We start from the raw sequence: 20,195 nt of genomic DNA on the forward strand, positions 1-20,195 counted from the left end.
GGCGAAGGCTGCGCGTCGTCCACTCTTCCGAAGTGTAGAAGTTGACATCCGTCATGTGGAAGTGGTGGGGCGGAACAGCTGGTGGGCGCGGCGCCCGCCCGGTGCCCCGGTGGCCGTTTCCGGTCAGCACGCCCCCGGAGGTTTCGGAAGTCCCCAGGTGGGAAACCCCGGCGCCCCGTGGTGGAGGGGAGGCCGGGGGAACAGCGCTCACCAGGGGGAAACGGTGCCCTAGGATGCTCTCGCGATCGTGTCCCCCTACCCCCGAGGAGTGAGTTGAGTTGATCATCTGGCGCGGCTGGGGAATCCTCGTTCTCCTCATGACAGGGCTCCCGGCGGGGCTGGGCGCCTTCGCGGCGCAGGCGCTGCTGGGCGAGGACATGGCGCAGCTCGGCGCGGGCATCGGGATCGTCGTGGGCGGTGTCGCCTCGTTCCTGGTCGGGCAGCGGCTCAACGCCCCCGTCCAGGGCTACCACCCCCAGACCGGGCAGCCGGTGCTGTACAAGAACCGGCACACGCTGTTCTTCATCCCCATGCAGTACTGCGGTGTCCTGCTGCTGGTCCTCGGTGCGGTCGTGGGGTTCACCAGCCTGCCGAACCTGCTGTAGTCCGGTCGGCTCCTCCCGGACGCGGGCAGACCCGTGGAGACCGCGGCCCGGGAGGGGCGGTCCGTCCGGTCGTCGCCGGACGGCCGGAGGGGACACGCGCCCCGCGCACCGGGCTGTGCGGGAAGGCCGCCCGCGGGGCAGGGAGGGGCGGGCGACGGCGCCCCGGGTGGGTGGTGTCCGTGACATTCCCCGCAATCCCCCTGTGACGTCGGGAGACGGCGGAGGTGTTGCGTAGCCTCGGGACGAGGTGCTCCGCCACGCCGTGGGGCAACGGTCTGCTAACGTTGGTTCCGTCATGCTGCGCGAGCTGCTCCTGCTTAGCGGCCGCGGCGGGGGCCGATAGGCCGGCTCCCTCGCCGCGGAGGTTCGTCCTGTCCGCTGTCGGCCGCACGACCGCAAGAAGATCTTTCGGGAGCTCGTTCCATGATTCCGCAGCAACAGCCCAGTGGCATGCCCGTCCATCGCTATCAGCCGTTCAAACCGGTTGACCTGCCCGACCGGACCTGGCCCTCCAAGACCATCACCAAGGCTCCCCGGTGGCTCTCCACCGACCTGCGCGACGGCAACCAGGCGCTGATCGAGCCCATGGACCCCGAGCGCAAGCGCGAGATCTTCGACCTGCTGGTCCGCATGGGCTACAAGGAGATCGAGGTCGGCTTCCCCGCGGCCAGCCAGACCGACTACGACTTCGTGCGCTACCTGGTCGAAGAGGACCGCATCCCCGACGACGTGCAGATCTCGGTGCTGACGCAGGCGCGCGAGGAGCTGATCGAACGCACCGTGCAGAGCCTGGTCGGAGCCAAGCGGGCCACCGTGCACCTGTACAACGCCACCGCCCCGGAGTTCCGGCGGGTGGTGTTCGGCGTCGACCGCGAGGAGTGCAAGGCCATCGCGGTGGAGGGCACCCGGCACGTGCTGAAGTTCGCCGAGCAGTACCTGGGCGACACCGAGTACTTCGGCTACGAGTACTCGCCGGAGATCTTCATCGACACCGAGCTGGACTTCGCACTGGAGGTGTGCGAGGCCGTCATGGACGTCTACCAGCCCGGTCCCGACCGCGAGATCATCCTCAACCTGCCCGCCACGGTCGAGCGCGCCACCCCCAACGTCTACGCCGACCAGATCGAGTGGATGAGCCGGAACCTGTCCCGCCGCGAGTACGTGTGCCTGTCGGTGCACCCGCACAACGACCGCGGCACCGCGGTGGCCTCGGCCGAGCTGGCCGTGATGGCGGGCGCGGACCGCGTCGAGGGCTGCCTGTTCGGACACGGGGAGCGCACCGGCAACGTGTGCCTGGTGACCCTCGGCCTGAACCTGTTCAGCCAGGGCGTCGACCCGATGATCGACTTCTCCGACATCGACGAGATCCGCCGGGTCGTCGAGCACTGCACCCAGCTGCCGGTCAACCCCCGCCACCCCTACGGCGGAGACCTGGTGTACACCGCGTTCTCCGGGTCCCACCAGGACGCCATCAAGAAGGGCTTCCACGCGCTGGAGGCCGACGCCGCCGCGGCGGGCGTCCCGGTGGACGAGTACCGGTGGAACGTCCCGTACCTGCCGATCGACCCCAAGGACGTGGGCCGCAACTACGAGGCCGTCATCCGGGTCAACAGCCAGTCCGGCAAGGGCGGGGTCTCCTACGTCCTGCAGCGCGACTACTCCATCGACCTGCCGCGCCGGCTGCAGATCGAGTTCTCCCGGGTCGTGCAGGAGTTCACCGACGCCGAGGGCGGCGAGTTCAGCGGCGAGCGCATCTGGGAGATCTTCACCGACACCTACCTGTCCGAGGGGGCGGTCGGCGTCATGGCGCACCGCTCCCAGACCACCGCGGGCGGCGAGTACCGCATCAGCGCCGACGTCCGGCTGCGCGGCGAGATCAGGGAGATCACCGGCACCGGCAACGGTCCGATCTCCGCTTTCGTGGACGCGCTGGCCGGGGTGGGCATCAAGGTCCGGGTCCTGGACTACAGCGAGCACGCCCTGAGCGAGGGCGGCGACGCCCGGGCCGCCGCCTACGTCGAGGCCGACGTGGACGGCCAGGTCCTGTGGGGCGTGGGGATCAACAGCAACATCACCACCGCCTCGCTGAAGGCGGTGTGCAGCGCGGTCAACCGCGTGCAGCACTGAGCCCGACGGCGGTGACCGGGCGCGGCGCGGGTCGTCCCCGCGCCGCGCCCGAGTACTGTGCCGCGTGGTTCGCGGACGCGACGGAGCCCCGCCCCCTGCGTAGCCGGGAGGGCGGGGCTCCGTCGCGTCCGGACCGCGCTGCCGTCACTCCCGGCCGAACATCTGGGTCCAGGCGCCGTTGGCCTCGCCCACCCCCAGGGCGCGGTTCTCGCAGTTGAGGATGTTCTGCCGGTGGCCGGGACTGTTCATCCAGTCGCGCATGACCTGCTCGGCGGTGCGCTGCCCCTTGGCGACGTTCTCCCCGGACCACGCGTGGTAGCCCTGCGCGCGGGCGCGGTCCGCCGGGGAGCGGCCGTCGAGGCTGGTGTGCGACATGTAGTTGTTGCGGTCCATGTCCTCGCTGTGGAGCTGGGCGGCGGCGGTCAGCCGGTCGTCCGCGTGGACCGGAGGGCAGCCCGCCGCCGAGCGTTCCTCGTTGACCAGGGCGAAGACCTGGGCGCTCAACGTGTTCATGGTGCCGGCGGACCGGCCGCCACCGCCGGAGGACGACCCTCCGCCGCCTCCGCTCCCGCCCCGGGAGCCTCCCCCGCTGCCGCCGCCACCGCCGCCGGAGGAGGAGCCCCCGTCGTCGGAGCCGCTCTCCTCCGCCCGGGTCTCCACGCCGTCGAGCCGCTGCTCGGCCTGGGGGACGGGGGAGGGGGCGGCGGAGGGCTCGGCGGCCTCCGCCCCCGGCTCGGGACTGGGGAAGAACGCGGTGGGCAGCGAGGCGTCGTCGGGAAGCAGGGCGTCGGGCGCGTAGGCGGCCGGATCGCCGTCGGGCAGCGCCGTCGACCCGAGCAGCAGCACGGCGGCCAGGGCCAGCCCCGCCGGTACGGACAGCAGGGCGGCGAGCAGCGGGCCCCGCCAGCGGCGTCGCGGACGGGTGGAGCGCCGTGCCCGGGAGCGGGCGCGGCGGCGCCGGTGCGACCGGGAGCCGAGCGGTGGATGCTCGTCCTCGGACATTCGCCTGCCTCCGTTCGTGCGGGTGCATGGGGGACGGGGAAGTCGGATTCCCCCCGTGGGGGACGATCGTAGACGAAAACGGGACCCAAAGTGTTATTCAGCCGAGATGTGCCCCAGGATTGCACAGGCCCGAAGCGGGGAAGCAGTCCGGGTTCGTCCCGGGGGGAGGCGTCGGCGACAATGGGGGAGTGAGCCTCTACCGCGACGAGGGCATCGTCCTTCGCACCCAGAAGCTGGGAGAGGCCGACCGCATCGTGACCCTGCTGACCCGACGCACCGGGCTGGTCCGCGCGGTCGGCAAGGGAGTCCGCCGCACCCGGTCCCGTTTCGGCGCTCGGCTGGAGCCGTTCAGCCATGTCGACCTGCAGCTCCACACCGGCAGAAGCCTCGACGTGGTCACCCAGGCCGACACCCTGCACGCCTACGGCAGCACCCTGGTCACCGACTATCCGCGCTACACCGCCGGGACCGCGATGCTGGAGACCGCGGAGAAGATCGTGAGCGTGGAGAAGGACCCGGCGCTGCGGCAGTTCCTGCTGCTGTGGGGCGGACTGCGCACGCTCGCCGAGGGCTCCCACGACCCCCGTCTGGTCCTCGACGCCTACCTGCTGCGCTCCCTCGCCGTCGCCGGGTACGCCCCGGCTTTGGAAGAATGTGCCCGTTGCGGTGCGCAGGGCCCGCACCGGGAGTTCGCGGTGCACGCCGGAGGTATGGTGTGCTCGCTGTGCCGTCCCGCGGGCTCGGTCCGGCCGTCCCCCGCCGCGGTGGCGCTGATGGCCGCGCTGCTGCGCGGCGACTGGGAGAGTGCCGACGCCAGTGCCGAGCGCGACCGTACCGAGTGCAGCGGCCTGGTCGCCGCCTACCTCCAGTGGCACCTGGAGAACGGAATCCGATCTTTGCGCCTTGTGGAGCGTGCGTGAGTCCCAACACCGTCTTCTCGCCCAGGACCGCCCAACCGGAGCCGGTCCCGCCGCGGCCGCACCCCAGCGGCGCCCGTCCGCCCGAACTCCCCCGGGAACTCGTCCCCCGCCACGTGGCCATCGTCATGGACGGCAACGGCCGCTGGGCCAAGCAGCGCGGGCTGCCCCGCACGGAGGGGCACAAGGCCGGGGAGGCCTCCCTGTTCGACGTGATCGAGGGAGCGCTGGAACTGGGCGTGCCCTACCTGTCCGCCTACGCCTTCTCCACCGAGAACTGGAAGCGCTCGCCCGAGGAGGTGCGCTTCCTCATGGGCTTCAACCGCGACGTGATCCGCCGCCGCCGCGACGAGCTGCACGCGCGCGGGGTCCGGGTGCGCTGGGCGGGACGGCAGGGGCGGCTGTGGAAGAGCGTCCTCAAGGAGCTCGCCGACGCCGAGGAGCTGACCAAGCACAACACCAGGCTCACCCTCCAGTTCTGCGTGAACTACGGGGGGCGCGCGGAGATCGCGGACGCCGCCGCGGCGCTGGCGCGCGACGTCGCCGCGGGCCGGGTCAACCCGAACCGGGTCGACGAGGCCACGCTCGCCCGCTACCTGTACCAGCCGGACATCCCGGAGGTGGACCTGTTCGTGCGCTCCTCCGGCGAGCAGCGGTTCTCCAACTTCCTGCTCTGGCAGTCCTCCTACGCCGAGTTCGTGTTCCTCGACACGCTCTGGCCCGACTTCGACCGGCGGCACTTCTGGCACGCCTGCGAGATCTACGCCAGCCGGGACCGCCGCTACGGGGGAGCCGAACCCAACCCGGTGGAGCCGCCTCCGTCGTCCGCCGACGCGGAGGGGCCGCGCTGATGGGAGTGATCGACCCCGGAGCCCCGGTCGACTACGTGGCCGTCGGCGACAGCTTCACCGAGGGCGTGGGCGACTGGTACCCCGACGGCACGCCGCGCGGCTGGGCGGACCGCTTCGCCGAGCACCTGGCCGGACACGCCGGACGGGTGCGCTACGCCAACCTCGCCGTGCGCGGCAAGCTGATACGGCAGGTGATGGAGGAGCAGCTGCCCCGCGCGCTGGAGCTGCGGCCCACCCTGGCGACGTTCAGCGCGGGCGGCAACGACCTGCTGCGGCCGGGGAGCGACCCTGACCGGCTGGCGCGCGTCCTGGAGGTCGGGGTGCGCAGGCTGCGTGCGGTCGGCGCCGAGGTGGTGCTGTTCACCGGGGTCAACATCGCCACCGGGTACATGCGGGGGCTCATCGGCCGGTTCGCCCGCTACTACCTCAACATCCGCGCCGTCGCCGACCGGCACGGCTGCCACCTGGTCGACCAGTGGTCCATGCCGGTGCTGACCGATCCGCGCGCCTGGGACGCCGACCGGCTGCACCTGTCCGCCGAGGGGCACCGCAGGCTGGCGCTGCGGGTGTGCGAGGTGCTGGGCGTGCCCGCCGAAGGGGACTGGGACGAGCCCTGGCCCGAGACCGAGCCGGTGCCCCGGAGCCGGGCGCTGCGCGAGGACGTGAACTGGGCCAGGGAGCACCTGGTGCCGTGGATCGGCCGGCGGCTGACCGGCCGCTCCTCCGGGGACTCCGTCACCGCCAAGCGCCCCGATCTGGAGGAGTACCCGCCCGTGACGGCGGTCGGACGCAGCGGCTGAGCCGGGACGGCGGGACGTGGGGGGCCGGGGCCGTCGGGCGTGCTGTGAGAGGCGTGACAAAAACCGGCGACCCCGAAACCTACTGTCGCGTAACCGTGGCTTTACGATGCATCATCGTCTACCATGAGCGGCTTTCAGATCGGAAAGGACATCCTCTCCTACGTGGCTGTCGGTGACAGCTTCACCGAAGGACTCGACGACCCCTATCCGGACAGCGCGGACTTTCCCTCGGGCCGCTACCGGGGCTGGGCGGACCGCTTCGCCGAGCACCTGGCCCGGCACGTGGGCGAACTGCGCTACGCCAACCTCGCCGTGCGCGGCAAGCTGCTGCGCCAGATCCTCACCGAGCAGCTGCCCCGGGCCGTGGAGCTGAGCCCGGACCTGGTCACCCTCTGCGCGGGCGGCAACGACATCCTCCGTCCCGGCTCCGACCCGGACGCGCTCGCCGACGCCTTCGAGAGCGGGGTCCGCAGGCTCCGCGACACCGGAGCGGACGTGGTCGTCTTCACCGGGTTCGACACCGGGTTCCAACCGGTCATGAAGCACCTGCGCGGCAAGGTCGCGACCTACAACATGCACCTGCGCGCCATCGCCGACCGCCACGGCTGCGCGGTGGTGGACCTGTGGAGCATGAAGATCTTCCAGGACCGCCGGGCCTGGAGCGCCGACCGGCTGCACCTGTCCGCCGAGGGGCACCGCAGGCTGGCGCTGCGGGTGTGCGAGGTGCTGGGCGTGCCCGCCGAGGGGGACTGGGACGAGCCCTGGCCGCAGCTGCCGCCGTCGCCCTGGCGGCAGGCCCGGCAGGAGGACCTGCGGTGGGCGAGGGAGCACCTGGTGCCGTGGATCGGCCGGCGGCTGACCGGCCGCTCCTCGGGCGACGGGCTGGCGCCCAAGCGCCCCCACCTGGAACCGCTCGTCCGGCGGTGAGGCCCCGCGGGGTCAGGTGCGGGCCTGCGCCACGCAGTCGGAGCAGGTGCCGAACAGCTCCAGGGTGTGGGTGAGGTCGACGAAGCCGTGCCGGGCGGCCAGTTCGTCCGCCCAGTCCTCCACCGCCGGTCCCTCGATCTCCACGGCCTTGCCGCAGGAACGGCAGACCAGGTGGTGGTGGTGGGTGCGGGTGGCGCAGGCCCGGTAGACGGCCTCACCCTCGTTGGTCATCAGGACGTCCACCTCGCCCGCGTCGGTCAGGGCCTGCAGGGCGCGGTAGACGGTGGTCAGGCCGATCTTGGCTCCGTCGGCCCGCAGGGACGCGTAGAGGTCCTGGGCGCTGCGGAAGCCGCTGCTCCGGTGCAGTGCCTGGCGGACGGTCTCGCGACGTGTGCTCATGACGAAACGCTCCCCGGATCGGTCCCGGAAATGGTACCCACCACCGTAGGGGAGGTTCCCTCGGGGGTGGTCCGGGATCGTCTGCCACGCAGCAGGATCCCACCTCCGGCCGCCGCGACGAACAGCGTGATCGCGACCAGCACGATGGCGGCGCCCGGGGCGGTGTCGGTGTAGAACGCGGTGGACAGGCCGGTCAGGGCGGCGAGCACGCCGAGGAGCACGGACAGGCCCACGGTCGCCCGGAAGCTGCGGGTGAGCTGCTGGGCCGCGGCCACCGGCACCACCATCAGCGCGCTGACCAGCAGCACGCCCACGACCCGCATGGCGAGGACCACGGTGACCGCCGCGACGACCGCGATCACCGTGCCCAGCAGGCGCACCGGGAGCCCGTGCGCGCGGGCCACCTCCTCGTCCTGGCAGAGGACGAACAGCTCCTGGCCGAAGTAGCCCATGACCGCGAGGACGGCCACGGCCAGCACCGCGACCAGGGCCACGTCCTCCGCGCTCACGGTGCTGACCGAGCCGAACAGGAAGGAGGTGAGGTCGGCGTTGTTGACCCCGGGGGCCAGCCCGGTCAGGAACACGCCTCCGGCGATCCCGCCGTAGAACAGCAGGGCCAGGGCGAGGTCCCCGCTGGTGCGGGTGTGGGTGCGCACCAGTTCGATGAGGACCGCCCCGACGACGGAGACGGCCAGCGCGGTCAGCACCGGGGAGTGGTGGGTGAGGAACCCGAGGCCCACGCCGGTCAGTGCGACGTGCCCGATGCCGTCGCCCAGCAGGGCCAGGCGGCGCTGGACCAGGAAGACCCCGATGACCGGGGCGGTCAGGCCCACCAGTGCGGACGCGACGAGGGCGCGGACCATGAAGTCGAGTTGGAGCATGTCAGGCACGGCGGGAGACCTCGATGAGGGGGACGGCCGGCGGGGTCGGGTCGCTGTCGGCGTGCGGGTGGACGTGGTCGTGTCCGGGGCGGGCGCAGGCCCCCTCGGGAGGGACCGGGGCGCCGTCGCCGACCAGGGTGCCGCCGGCCAGGGTGAGGGCGCGGTCGATCAGCGGTTCCAGGGGGCCGAGTTCGTGCAGGACCAGCAGGACGGTGGCGCCCCGGTCCGACAGCGCCCCGATGGTGTCGGCCAGCGCCTGCTGGTTGGCCGCGTCCACGCCCGCCATGGGCTCGTCCATGACGAAGAGGTCGGGTTCGCCGGCCAGGGCGCGCGCGATGAGCACGCGCTGCTGCTGGCCGCCGGAGAGCTCGTGCACGGAGTCGTCGGCCCGGTCGAGCAGTCCCACCGCGGTCAGGGCCGCGGTGACGGCCGCGCGGTCGTGCGCCGAGGCGGGGCGGAACCGGCGGCGCCGGTTGATCCGGCCGGAGGCCACGATCTCGCGCACGGTCGCCGGGACCCCGCCGCCCACGGACAGCCGCTGCGGCACGTAGCCGATGCGCGCCCAGTCGCGGAAGCGGCGCAGCGGGACACCGCAGACCGAGACCTGCCCGGAGGTGAGCGGCACCAGGCCGAGGAGGGCGCGGGTCAGGGTGGACTTGCCCGACCCGTTGGGGCCCATGACGGCGACGGTCTCGCCCCGGGCGATCTCGAAGGAGACGCCGCGCACCACGGGCCTGCGGTCGTAGGACACGACGACGTCGCGCGCGGCGAAGGCGGGAACGGCGGTTTCGGCGGACGAGGTGGCAGACGACACTTCTCCAGTGTGGCGAAAATGAAAACGATTGTCAAAATATCCCGGATTGCAGTACTCCGAGTCCGAGCAGGACGGCCACCACCGCGCACCGCATGGCCCGCTCGGCCCCCGACAGCCGGGGCCAGGCCAGGTAGCCCAGCCAGCCGAAGAACGCGGCCAGCAGCACCAGGAGCAGCGCGCCGGCGATCCCGGGCAGCAGCAGACCGGAGAAGAACACCCCGACCACGGCGACGGGCAGCACCCAGGAGGGCGCGTTGTGCAGCAGCACCAGCGGAACCGCGCTGCGCTCCTCGACCGTGCGGCGCAGGCGGGAGGCGCGGGGAGCGGCGGACGGCTCCCCGTCGGGGGAGCGGCGGTCGGCGGGCTCGGGGCGGCGCTGTTCGGGGGACACCCGGCTCTCCTCCACGGTGTTCGGGGCGACGGACTTAGCGTACTGATTCCGGAGCCCTCCTCCCGGCCCGGACGGTCCACCGCCCCGCCCGGGCCCGCGGACCGCTGTGGCACCATGGCCGCGTGATCGTCATCACCAGGCACACCGTCGCCCCCGAGGATTCCGAGGACTTCGCCGCGCGCGCCGCGGCCGCGCTGGAGGTCCTGTCCCGCCGCCCCGGCTACCGCAGGGGGTCGCTGGCCCGCGCAGCGGACGACCCCGCGCTGTGGACGCTCGTCACCGAGTGGGACGGCCCGGGCGCCTACCGCCGGGCGCTGTCCGACTTCGACGTCAAGGTCTCCGCGGTGCCGCTGCTGTCCACCGCCCACGACGAGGCCAGCGCCTTCGAGGTCCTGGCCGTCCAGGGCCCCGCGGCGGACTGAGCAGCGGGGGCCTCCGACACGACGGGCGGAGGAAACGGACATGTCGCCGGGTTGCGTGAAGTCGTCGACGGGTCCAATAGGCTGGTGGCCCGTAACCCGTTCGAGCGTCGCGCCTTTCCGCGATCCGCCGACCGCCAGCCGGATGGATGGAGATCAGACACTATGGCCGCCAAGTCAGAGGCAATGGACACCCTGGTCAGTCTCGCCAAGCGCCGGGGACTGGTCTACCCCTCCAGCGAGATCTACGGGGGCCTGCGCGCCTCGTGGGACTACGGCCCCCTGGGCGTGGAGCTGAAGAACAACGTCAAGCGCCAGTGGTGGCGCAGCATGGTCCAGGAGCGCGAGGACATCGTCGGCCTCGACTCCAGCGTCATCCTCGCCCGCGAGGTCTGGGAGGCGTCCGGCCACGTCAGCGCCTTCGTCGACCCGCTCACCGAGTGCCAGTCCTGCCACAAGCGCTTCCGCGCCGACCACCTCGTCGAGGCCTACGAGGCCAAGCACGGCCGGGAGCCCGCCAACGGCCTGGCCGACCTCAACTGCCCCAACTGCGGGGCCAAGGGCGCCTTCACCGAGCCGCGGATGTTCAACGGCCTGCTGCGCACCTACCTGGGACCGGTGCAGGACGAGACCGGCCTGGCCTTCCTGCGCCCCGAGACCGCGCAGGGCATCTTCATCAACTACAAGAACGTCGAGCAGTCGGCGCGCCGCAAGATCCCCTTCGGCGTCGGCCAGATCGGCAAGTCGTTCCGCAACGAGATCACCCCGGGCAACTTCATCTTCCGCACCCGCGAGTTCGAGCAGATGGAGGTGGAGTTCTTCGTCAAGCCCGGCACCGACGAGGAGTGGCACCAGTACTGGATCGACACCCGCCTGCAGTGGTACGTCGACCTGGGCATCAACAAGGACAACCTGCGGCTGTACGAGCACCCGAAGGAGAAGCTGTCCCACTACTCCAAGCGCACCGTCGACATCGAGTACCGGTTCAACTTCGCCGGCAGTGAGTGGGGCGAGCTGGAGGGCATCGCCAACCGCACCGACTACGACCTGTCCACGCACTCGGAGAAGTCGGGCACCGACCTGTCCTACTTCGACCAGGAGAGCAACGAGCGGTACATCCCCTACGTGATCGAACCCTCGGCGGGGGTCGACCGGACGATGCTCACCTTCATGCTGGACGCCTACACCGAGGACGAGGCCCCCAACGCCAAGGGCAAGATGGAGAAGCGCGTCGTCATGCGGCTCGACCCGCGGCTGTCCCCGGTCAAGGCCGCGGTGCTGCCGCTGTCGCGCAACGCCGACCTCTCGCCGAAGGCCCGCGACCTCGCCGCGACGCTGCGCAAGCGGTGGAACGTGGAGTTCGACGACGCCGGGGCGATCGGCCGCCGCTACCGCCGGCAGGACGAGATCGGCACCCCGTTCTGCGTCACGGTCGACTTCGACACCCTGGAGGACAACGCGGTGACCGTCCGCGAGCGCGACTCCATGGCCCAGGAGCGCATCTCGATCGACCAGGTCGAGCAGTACCTGTGGGAGCGGCTGCCCGGGTGCTGACCCGGCCCGCCTCCCGGTGACGGGGCCCCGGACCGGTACCGGTCCGGGGCCCCGTGCGCTGTCCGCCCCCTCACAGGGCGGAGCGGACGACGAAGAACACCGCGATGTACTGGCAGACGAAGGCCGCGATGGTCAGCACGTGGAAGATCTCGTGGAAGCCGAACCAGCGGGGCGCCGGGTCGGGGCGTTTCAGGGCGTAGACCAGCGCGCCCAGGCTGTAGAGGACGCCGCCGACGAGGACCAGGACGAGGGGGGCGGCCTCGATGCCGCGCACCAGGTCGGGCAGGAACAGCAGCGCGACCCAGCCCAGCGCCAGGTACAGCGCGGTGGACAGCCAGCGCGGGGCGTTCAGCCACAGCAGTTTGAACAGCACGCCGGCCGCGGCGCAGCCCCAGATCAGCGCGAGCATCGCGGTGCGCAGCGTGCCCTCCAGCACGAGCAGCACGAACGGCGTGTAGGTCCCCGCGATGATCAGGTAGATGTTGGAGTGGTCCATCCGGCGCAGGACGGCCGCGGTCCGCGGTGACCAGCGGCCCACGTGGTAGGTCGCCGAGGTGCTGAACAGCAGGACCGCGCTGAGGGCGTAGACCGCGCTGGCGAACCGGGCCGCGGCGGTGGGCGCCAGGCACACCAGGACGATGCCCGCGGCCAGGGCCAGGGGGGCCGTGCCCAGGTGCAGCCAGCCGCGCAGCCGGGGCTTGGCCGCGTCCAGCAGGTCGGAGGCGGCCGCCTCGACCCGGTCGAGCGGCCCCTCGGAGGGGTCGGGGGAGACGTGCGGGTTCTCTGCTCGGGATCGGTCCTCAGACTGCACGGTCACGCTCTTCTTCGCCGCCTCTGCTCCGTGGTCGCCCGTGGGCTCCTTGCTCTGGAGAGTAACTTACGCCGACGTAGGTTACTTGGCGGTACGGATGTGGCGCTGGGCACACTCCGGGCTGGTTCCCCCTGATTGTGGGCCAGCTTTCTGGGCAGCGGTGAGGGTGAGTGGTCTAAACAGGCTCTGACCTTTGGTTTTGCTGGATCTGTGGAGCGGCTTTCCGGGGATTTTGGGGTCTGAAACCGGACAAAACGAGTGGACCATTGGTTTAAACCACTCGAACCTCTTTGACCTGCGGAAACACCAGAATAAGGGGTGTGCTGAACAAAGTTGCTGGACGGCTTCGGGTAGAGTCGCGCCATCTCAGGTCGCCCGGCCGTGAAAAGGAGTTCCCGTGCCCAAGTACGTCTACGAATTCGCCGAGGGGAACAAGGACCTCAAAGACCTCCTCGGAGGCAAGGGTGCGAACCTCGCGGAGATGACCAACCTCGGCCTACCGGTACCGCCGGGGTTCACCATCACCACCGAGGCGTGCCGGCACTACCTGGTCCACAGGGCGATGCCCCCCGGGCTGGACGCCCAGATCGAGGAGAAGCTGGCCGCGCTGGAGACGACGATGGGCAAGCGCCTGGGCCAGCCCGACGACCCGCTGCTGGTGAGCGTGCGGTCCGGCGCCAAGTTCTCCATGCCCGGCATGATGGAGACCGTCCTCAACATCGGCCTCAACGACGAGTCGGTCAGGGGCCTGGCCGCCCAGTCCGGCAACGAGCGGTTCGCCTGGGACTCCTACCGCCGCCTCATCCAGATGTTCGGCAAGACCGTGCTGGGCATCGACGGCGAACTGTTCGAGGACGCCATCGACGTGCTCAAGGCGGGCAAGGGGGTCACCGACGACCTCGACCTCAACGCCGACGACCTCGCCGGACTCGTCGTGACCTTCAAGGACATCGTGTGCGAGGCGACCGGCGCGGAGTTCCCCGCCGACCCGCGCGAGCAGATGCGCCTGGCCATCGAGGCCGTCTTCCAGTCCTGGAACGCGCCCCGCGCCGTCCTCTACCGCCGCCAGGAGCGCATCCCCGGCGACCTGGGCACCGCCGTCAACGTCTGCTCCATGGTCTTCGGCAACCTCGGCATGGACTCGGGCACCGGCGTCGCCTTCACCCGCGACCCCGCCACCGGCCAGCAGGGCGTCTATGGCGACTACCTGCAGAACGCGCAGGGCGAGGACGTCGTCGCGGGCATCCGCAACACCGTTCCGCTCTCCGAGCTGGAGCGGATCGACCCCAAGAGCTACGCCGAACTCCTCGACATCATGGAGAAGCTCGAAACGCACTACCGGGACCTGTGCGACATCGAGTTCACCATCGAGCGCGGCAAGCTGTGGATGCTGCAGACCCGCGTCGGCAAGCGCACCGCCGCGGCGGCCTTCCGCATCGCCAACCAGCTCGTCGACCAGGGGCTGATCACCCTGGAGGAGGCGGTCGGCCGGGTCACCGGCGAGCAGCTCGCCCAGCTGATGTTCCCCCGCTTCGACGAGAAGGCCGACCGCGACCGGCTGGGCCGGGGCATGAACGCCTCCCCGGGCGCGGCCGTGGGACGCGCGGTGTTCGACTCCTACACCGCCATCAAGTGGTCCCGCAGCGGCGAGCAGGTCATCCTGTGCCGCCGGGAGACCAACCCCGACGATCTGGAGGGCATGATCGCCGCGCGCGGCATCCTCACCAGCCGCGGCGGGAAGACCTCGCACGCCGCCGTGGTCGCCCGCGGCATGGGCAAGACCTGCGTGTGCGGCGCCGAGGAGCTCGACATCGACACCAAGAACCGCCGCATGGTCGCCGCCGACGGCCGGGTCGTCGAGGAGGGCGACGTCATCTCCATCGACGGCACCAGCGGAGAGGTGTTCCTCGGCGAGGTCCCGGTCGTGGCCTCCCCGGTCGTGCGCTACTTCGAGGGCGAGCTCGACCCCGCCTCCGCCGAGGCCGACGAGCTGGTCCGCGCGGTGCACCGGTTCATGCGGTACGCCGACGCCGCGCGCCGCATGGACGTGCGGGCCAACGCCGACACCCCCGCCGACGCCGCCCGCGCCCGCCGCATGGGTGCCCAGGGCATCGGCCTGTGCCGCACCGAGCACATGTTCCTCGGCGACCGCCGCCCCCTGGTCGAGCGGCTCATCCTCGCCGACACCGACAAGGAGCGCGAGGAGTCCCTGGCCGCCCTGCTGCCGCTGCAGCGCGAGGACTTCACCGGCATCTTCGAGGCCATGGACGGGCTGCCCGTCACCGTGCGCCTGCTCGACCCGCCGCTGCACGAGTTCCTGCCCGACATCACCGAGCTGTCGGTGCGCGTGGCGGTGGCCGAGGCGCGCGGCGAGGAGCACGAGGGCGACCTGCGGCTGCTCCAGGCCGTGCACCGGCTGCACGAGCAGAACCCGATGCTGGGCCTGCGCGGCGTCCGCCTCGGCCTGGTGGTGCCCGGCCTGTTCACCATGCAGGTCCGCGCGATCGCGGAGGCCGCCGCCGAACGGGTCAAGCAGGGCGGCCGCCCCCGTCCCGAGATCATGATCCCGCTGGTCGGCACCGTCCAGGAGCTGGAGATCATCCGCGACGAGGCGGTACGGGTCGTGCGCGAGGTCGCCGCGGAGCACGGGGTCGAACTCGACTTCCCGATCGGCACCATGATCGAGCTGCCCCGCGCGGCGCTGACCGCCGGGCAGATCGCGGAGAGCGCCGAGTTCTTCTCCTTCGGCACCAACGACCTCACCCAGACCACGTGGGGCTTCTCCCGGGACGACGTGGAGGCGTCCTTCTTCTCCAACTACCTGGAGAAGGGCGTGTTCGGCGTCTCCCCGTTCGAGTCGCTGGACGTCGACGGCGTGGGACGGCTGGTCCGCATCGCCGCGGAGGAGGGCCGCGCCACCCGCCCCGGCCTCAAGCTCGGCGTCTGCGGCGAGCACGGCGGCGACCCGGTCTCGGTGCACTTCTTCCACGAGGTGGGGCTGGACTACGTCTCCTGCTCCCCGTTCCGGGTCCCCGTCGCCCGACTGGAGGCGGGACGGGCCGCGGCCAGGTAGGACCTGCTGACGCCCCCTTAGACGCTCCGAACGCGCCCCGGGTTCGCCGCCCGGGGCGCGAAGGCCGCATATGGCTGATGCTGGACATTCGGGTGTTTTGGTTGTGACCTTCTCGTAGCATTGGTGCCGGGAAGCGGGTGTCCCGGGCAGGTCCCGGCTTCGCGACCCCGGTCGGGCGTCCAACCGCACGGTGCGCGCCGTGGCCGTCCGTCCCCGCAGACGCCCGAGGGCCGCCCGGCGCCGCCCGCACGACCCGGGGAGCGGGTACCGCGCGACCGTGCTCGATCAGCCAGGGGGTGAAGGTGCGCACGACCGGTGACGGACCCGAGAAGGGGCAGCGGGACGGGCACGACGAGGCCACCCGGGTGTTCGCCCGGACCCCTCCGGCCTTCGAGGAGACCGCCCGGTTCGTCCGCGGCGACGGGGACGAGCGCCCCGACGACGACCGGGCCCGCACGTTCGTCCGGCCCGCCGGGGGCTTCGGGGCCGCCGCCCCGCCGCCCGCCGACCAGGCCACCCGGCCGTTCGTCCGGGAGGACGTCCCCGCCACCGGGGAGCCGCTCCGCCGGGCCGCCTCCGACGATCCGGACGAGGACGCCGGACAGAGCCGCCCCCCGCGGCGGAAGAGACGCCGCCGGAGGCGGCCGCGCAGCCTGGGCCGGATCCTGCTGCGCACCCTCGCGCTGATCGTGCTCGTCGTGGTCATGCTGCCCTTCGCCACCTGGGGCTGGGTCTGGTACACCGCGCGCCAGGACGAGCGTCCCCCCTCCGACGCGATCGTGGTGCTGGGCGCCAGCCAGTACAACGGCCGCCCCTCCCCCGTCTTCGAGGCCCGGCTGCGGCACGCCGCCGACCTGTACACCGAGGGGGTGGCGCCCGTCGTGGTCACCGTCGGCGGCAACCAGCCGGGCGACAACTTCACCGAGGGGGGCAGCGGCGCCCGCTGGCTGGTCGAGCAGGGCCTGCCCGAGGACAGCGTCGTCCCCATCGGGGAGGGCGCCGACACCCTGGAGAGCCTGGAACTGGTGGCCCGGACCTTCGAGGAGCGGGGCTGGCGCACCGCCGTGATCGTCAGCGACCCCTGGCACTCGCTGCGCTCCCGGGAGATGGCCGAGGACTTCGGCATCGAGGCGGCCACCTCCCCAGCCCGGTCGGGGCCCGCCGTGCTCGAACGCGAGACCCAGCTGTGGTACATCACCCGGGAGACCGCCTCGCTGTGGCACTACTGGGTCTTCGGGGAGAGCGCCACGGTCCGCGTCGACGCGCTGTGAGCCGGCCGCGGCGCGCCCGGGAAAGAGCGGACTTCCGGCCCGGACGTCCCTAGAGTGGGGCGGAGGACACCGAAGCGCCGTGGGGACACGCATGGTCGACATCCCGGACCGCGGCTACGGCGACCACGACCGGAGCAGGTGGGTCGCGGAGCCGCCCAAGAGGCGGTCCCGAGGCGATTTCGAACGGGACCGCGCCCGCGTCCTGCACAGCTTCGCGCTGCGCAGGCTCGCCGCCAAGACCCAGGTGGCCCAGCCGGGGGTCAGCGACTTCCCGCGCACCCGGCTCACCCACTCGCTGGAGTGCGCCCAGATCGGGCGGGAGCTCGGCGGCGCTCTCGGCTGCGACCCGGACCTGGTGGAAGCGGCCTGCCTGGCCCACGACCTGGGGCATCCGCCGTTCGGGCACAACGGGGAGGCCGCCCTGGACGCGGCCGCGCGCCCCTGCGGGGGCTTCGAGGGCAACGCGCAGAGCCTGCGGCTGCTCACCCGGCTGGAGGCCAAGGTCAGCGCGCCCGACGGACGCAGCGCCGGACTCAACCTGACCCGGGCGACCCTGGACGCCACCCTCAAGTACCCCTGGCGGCGCGGCGAGGGGGAACGGTTCCGGAAGTTCAACGCCTACGCCGAGGACGGCGACGTCCTCGACTGGGTGCGCCGGGGCGCCCCCGAGGGGCGCACCTGCTTCGAGGCGCAGGTCATGGACTGGGCCGACGACGTGGCCTACTCGGTGCACGACCTGGAGGACGGGCTGTACTCCGGGCAGATCCGGCTGGCGGCGCTGCGCAGCCCGGTCGAGCGCGGCCGGGTGTGCGCGATCGCGGCCGCGCGCTACTGCGACGCCGGGACGGCGGAACTGGAGGAGGTCTTCGAGCGGCTCCTGGCCCAGGACTTCTGGCCCGGCTCGCTCACCGGCGACCTGCCCTCGCTGGCGGCGCTGAAGAACCTCACCAGCGAGCTGATCGGCCGGTTCTGCCGTGCCGCGGAGCGGGCCACCCGGGAGGCCTACGGGACGGCGCCGCTGGTCCGCTACACCGCCGAACTGGTGGTGCCGCGCCGCCAGCGGCTGGAGTGCGCGCTGCTCAAGGCGGTGACCGCGCACTACGTGTTCCCCGGGGACGACAGCCGCCGCTACGAGCAGGAGCGGAAGGTGGTCACCGAACTGGTCGAGGCGGTCGCCGCGGGCGCGCCCCGCACCCTGGAGCCGCCGTTCCGGGCGGACTACGCGGCGGCCCGCGACGACGCCGCCGCGCTGCGGGTGGTGATCGACCAGGTGGCCTCGCTCACCGACACCTCCGCCCGGGCCTGGCACGCCCGGCTGTGCTGAGCAGCCCGCGGGCGGCGGGGAGGCGGCCGGGCGCGGCCGGACCGACCGCCGGGCGGGAGCCGCCCGAAGCCCCCCGCGCTCCGCGGGGCCGCCGCCCCCGCGGCCCCGTCCGGCGGGACGACTACCCTGAACTCCTGTGGCAGGTCGAATCAGAGACGAAGACGTCGCCCTGGTCAGGGAGCGCTCCCCCATCGCCGACGTGGTCGGCGAGTACCTCCAGCTCCGCAACGCCGGGGGCGGCTCCCTGAAGGGCCTGTGCCCCTTCCACGACGAGAAGACCCCCTCGTTCAACGTCACCCCGGCCCGCAACCTCTGGTACTGCTTCGGCTGCGGGGAGGGCGGGGACGTCATCTCCTTCATCCAGCGGATCGAGCACCTGGGGTTCGCGGAGGCCGTCGAGCACCTGGCGCGCGCGGCGGGCATCCAGCTCCGCTACGAGCAGGGCGGCTACGTGCCCCGCAACGAGCAGGGGCAGCGCCAGCGGCTGGTCGAGGCGCACCGGGCCGCCGCGGAGTTCTACGCCGAGCAGCTGCTGAGCCCGCAGGCGCAGGCGGGCCGCCGCTTCCTCGCCGAACGCGGGTTCACCCGCGCCGACGCCGAACGCTTCGGGGTCGGCTACGCTCCCCCCGGCTGGGAGGCGCTCACCACCCACCTGCGCAAGAAGGGCTTCACCGACGCCGAGATCGTGCTCGGCGGACTGGCCAGCCAGGGACGGCGCGGCCCCTACGACCGGTTCCGCGGCCGCCTGGTGTGGCCGGTGCGCGACGTCACCGGGGAGGTCGTCGGCTTCGGCGCGCGCAAGCTCGACCCCGACGACAACGGCCCCAAGTACCTCAACACCCCCGAGACCCCGCTGTTCAAGAAGGGCAGCCTGCTGTACGGGCTGGACCTGGCCAAGAAGGAGATCGCCCGGCAGCGGCAGGCCGTGGTCGTGGAGGGCTACACCGACGTGATGGCCTGCCACCTGGCCGGGGTCACCACCGCCATCGCCACCTGCGGCACCTCCTTCGGCGAGGAGCACCTGAAGATCCTGCGCCGGCTGCTGCTGGGCCGCTCGGAGTTCGGCGGCGAGGTCGTCTTCACCTTCGACGGGGACAAGGCCGGACGCAACGCGGCCCTGCGCGCCTTCGCCGAGGAGCACGGGTTCGCCTCGGAGACCTTCGTCGCCGTGCAGCCCGACGGGCTCGACCCGTGCGACCTGCGCGTGCAGCGCGGCGACGGGGCCGTGCGCGACCTGATCGCGGCCAAGCAGCCGCTCTACGAGTTCATGATCCGCAGCAAGTTCGAGGGGCACAACCTCGACACCCCCGAGGGGCGGCTGGCCGCGCTGGACGCGGCGGCCCCCATCGTGGCGAGCATCCGCAACGCCGGGGTGCGCAAACTCTACGGGGTCAGCCTGGACCGCTGGCTGGGCATCATGGACGAGGAGTTCGTCAGCAGGCGGGTCCGCGAGCACATGCGGCGCGCCCGCTCCGGAGGCAGGCCCGAGCGGCGCCCGGCCCAGGCGGCGCCCGCTCCCGACTACGACCCGCGCGACCCCTCGGTGCAGCGGGAGCGGCTGGCCCTCAAGCTCGCGGTGCAGCACCCCCTGCTGTGCACCGGCTTCGACCAGCTCGACGCGGAGGTGTTCACCGTCGAGCGGCACCGCGAGGTGTTCGACCTCATCCGGCAGCAGGGCGGGACCGCCGGGGTGCAGGACCCGGCGCGGTGGGCCGGACAGTTGCGCGAGGCCGCCCGCACCGACGCGCAGCGCGCCTTCCTCACCCAGCTGGCGGTGGAACCGATCGAGGTCTACGGGGAACTCGACGAACAGCGGGCCCAGGAGATCATCGGCACAATCAGAATTCATTCCATCAACCGTCGGATCACAAACCTCAAATCGCGCCTGGGCCGGCTCGATCCGATGGCCGAAGCCGATGAATACCAGCGGGTTTTTGCCGAACTCATGGCTGTTGAACAGCGTAAACGCATGATGCGGGAGCGTTTTGGGGGAGCCGTGTGACACAAAGGTGACAAAATTCAATCCCTC

The 20,195-nt window shown here is 71.9% G+C and carries 18 protein-coding genes; 12 read left to right on the forward strand and 6 right to left on the reverse strand.

Translation table 11 applies throughout. The features are described 5' to 3' along the window. Positions 1-317: 317 nt before the first annotated feature. A complete protein-coding gene (locus tag FOF52_RS00800) occupies positions 318-605 on the forward strand; it encodes a hypothetical protein (protein ID WP_248591911.1) in 288 nt (95 codons plus the stop codon). Between the two features lie 423 nt (positions 606-1,028). Continuing rightward, positions 1,029-2,732 carry a 2-isopropylmalate synthase gene (gene leuA, locus FOF52_RS00805; RefSeq protein WP_248591912.1) on the forward strand — a complete coding sequence of 568 codons (1,704 nt, stop codon included), beginning with the start codon at positions 1,029-1,031 and terminating at the stop codon, positions 2,730-2,732. A 144-nt stretch (positions 2,733-2,876) separates the two neighbouring features. Here leuA and FOF52_RS00810 read toward each other — a convergent pair whose 3' ends face one another. Beyond that, entirely contained in the window at positions 2,877-3,734 is an 858-nt protein-coding gene (locus FOF52_RS00810) for a CAP domain-containing protein (RefSeq protein ID WP_248591913.1), read from the reverse strand. 188 nt (positions 3,735-3,922) lie between these two features. On the opposite strand from FOF52_RS00810, the gene recO reads away from it, so the two are divergent. From recO to FOF52_RS00830, 4 genes are all read left to right on the forward strand, one after another. Next, positions 3,923-4,654 (forward strand): DNA repair protein RecO, encoded by a 732-nt coding sequence (gene recO, locus FOF52_RS00815; RefSeq protein ID WP_248591914.1) that lies wholly within the window; start codon positions 3,923-3,925, stop codon positions 4,652-4,654. Next, a complete protein-coding gene (locus FOF52_RS00820) occupies positions 4,651-5,502 on the forward strand; it encodes an isoprenyl transferase (RefSeq protein WP_248591915.1) in 852 nt (283 codons plus the stop codon). The genes recO and FOF52_RS00820 overlap by 4 nt, the downstream gene beginning before the upstream one ends. Beyond that, on the forward strand, positions 5,502-6,302 hold the full coding sequence (locus FOF52_RS00825) for an SGNH/GDSL hydrolase family protein (protein ID WP_248591916.1): 801 nt from the start codon (positions 5,502-5,504) through the stop codon (positions 6,300-6,302). Before FOF52_RS00820 ends, FOF52_RS00825 begins: the two co-directional genes overlap by 1 nt. A gap of 123 nt (positions 6,303-6,425) precedes the next feature. Beyond that, the gene (locus tag FOF52_RS00830) at positions 6,426-7,229 is read left to right on the forward strand and encodes an SGNH/GDSL hydrolase family protein (RefSeq protein WP_248591917.1); all 804 of its coding nucleotides are present in this window, start codon (positions 6,426-6,428) and stop codon (positions 7,227-7,229) included. Positions 7,230-7,241: 12 nt separating this feature from the next. On the opposite strand, the gene FOF52_RS00835 is transcribed toward FOF52_RS00830, so the two are convergent. The 4 genes from FOF52_RS00835 to FOF52_RS00850 are packed head-to-tail and all read right to left on the reverse strand — an operon-like array spanning position 7,242 to position 9,714. After that, positions 7,242-7,628 carry a Fur family transcriptional regulator gene (locus FOF52_RS00835; protein WP_248591918.1) on the reverse strand — a complete coding sequence of 129 codons (387 nt, stop codon included), beginning with the start codon at positions 7,626-7,628 and terminating at the stop codon, positions 7,242-7,244. Beyond that, entirely contained in the window at positions 7,625-8,518 is an 894-nt protein-coding gene (locus FOF52_RS00840; protein ID WP_248591919.1) for a metal ABC transporter permease, read from the reverse strand. Before FOF52_RS00840 ends, FOF52_RS00835 begins: the two co-directional genes overlap by 4 nt. Next, positions 8,511-9,323, reverse strand: coding sequence for a metal ABC transporter ATP-binding protein (locus tag FOF52_RS00845; protein WP_248591920.1), 813 nt, complete (start codon positions 9,321-9,323; stop codon positions 8,511-8,513). Before FOF52_RS00845 ends, FOF52_RS00840 begins: the two co-directional genes overlap by 8 nt. 31 nt (positions 9,324-9,354) lie before the next feature. After that, complete coding sequence (locus FOF52_RS00850; protein WP_248591921.1) at positions 9,355-9,714, reverse strand: DUF6703 family protein; 360 nt, start codon at positions 9,712-9,714, stop codon at positions 9,355-9,357. A 122-nt stretch (positions 9,715-9,836) separates the two neighbouring features. Here FOF52_RS00850 and FOF52_RS00855 point away from each other — a divergent pair, with 122 nt between their 5' ends. After that, the gene (locus FOF52_RS00855; RefSeq protein WP_248591922.1) at positions 9,837-10,136 is read left to right on the forward strand and encodes an antibiotic biosynthesis monooxygenase family protein; all 300 of its coding nucleotides are present in this window, start codon (positions 9,837-9,839) and stop codon (positions 10,134-10,136) included. Positions 10,137-10,298: 162 nt separating this feature from the next. Continuing rightward, complete coding sequence (locus FOF52_RS00860) at positions 10,299-11,687, forward strand: glycine--tRNA ligase (protein ID WP_248591923.1); 1,389 nt, start codon at positions 10,299-10,301, stop codon at positions 11,685-11,687. Between the two features lie 70 nt (positions 11,688-11,757). On the opposite strand, the gene trhA is transcribed toward FOF52_RS00860, so the two are convergent. Next, complete coding sequence (gene trhA, locus FOF52_RS00865) at positions 11,758-12,504, reverse strand: PAQR family membrane homeostasis protein TrhA (protein WP_425265511.1); 747 nt, start codon at positions 12,502-12,504, stop codon at positions 11,758-11,760. A 391-nt stretch (positions 12,505-12,895) separates the two neighbouring features. On the opposite strand from trhA, the gene ppdK reads away from it, so the two are divergent. The 4 genes from ppdK (at position 12,896) to dnaG (ending at position 20,168) form a co-directional block, all read left to right on the forward strand. Further along, positions 12,896-15,571, forward strand: coding sequence for a pyruvate, phosphate dikinase (gene ppdK / locus FOF52_RS00870; protein ID WP_248591924.1), 2,676 nt, complete (start codon positions 12,896-12,898; stop codon positions 15,569-15,571). 296 nt (positions 15,572-15,867) lie between these two features. Next, positions 15,868-16,842: a YdcF family protein gene (locus tag FOF52_RS00875; protein WP_425265512.1), complete on the forward strand. Its 975-nt coding sequence runs from the start codon at positions 15,868-15,870 to the stop codon at positions 16,840-16,842. Between the two features lie 91 nt (positions 16,843-16,933). Further along, positions 16,934-18,166, forward strand: a complete 1,233-nt coding sequence (locus FOF52_RS00880) for a deoxyguanosinetriphosphate triphosphohydrolase (RefSeq protein WP_248591926.1) — start codon at positions 16,934-16,936, stop codon at positions 18,164-18,166. A gap of 136 nt (positions 18,167-18,302) precedes the next feature. After that, positions 18,303-20,168 carry a DNA primase gene (gene dnaG, locus FOF52_RS00885; protein ID WP_248591927.1) on the forward strand — a complete coding sequence of 622 codons (1,866 nt, stop codon included), beginning with the start codon at positions 18,303-18,305 and terminating at the stop codon, positions 20,166-20,168. Positions 20,169-20,195: the final 27 nt, after the last annotated feature.

Origin of the sequence: Thermobifida alba, from assembly GCF_023208015.1 — a bacterium.
In the GTDB taxonomy this organism is placed as follows: domain Bacteria; phylum Actinomycetota; class Actinomycetes; order Streptosporangiales; family Streptosporangiaceae; genus Thermobifida; species Thermobifida alba.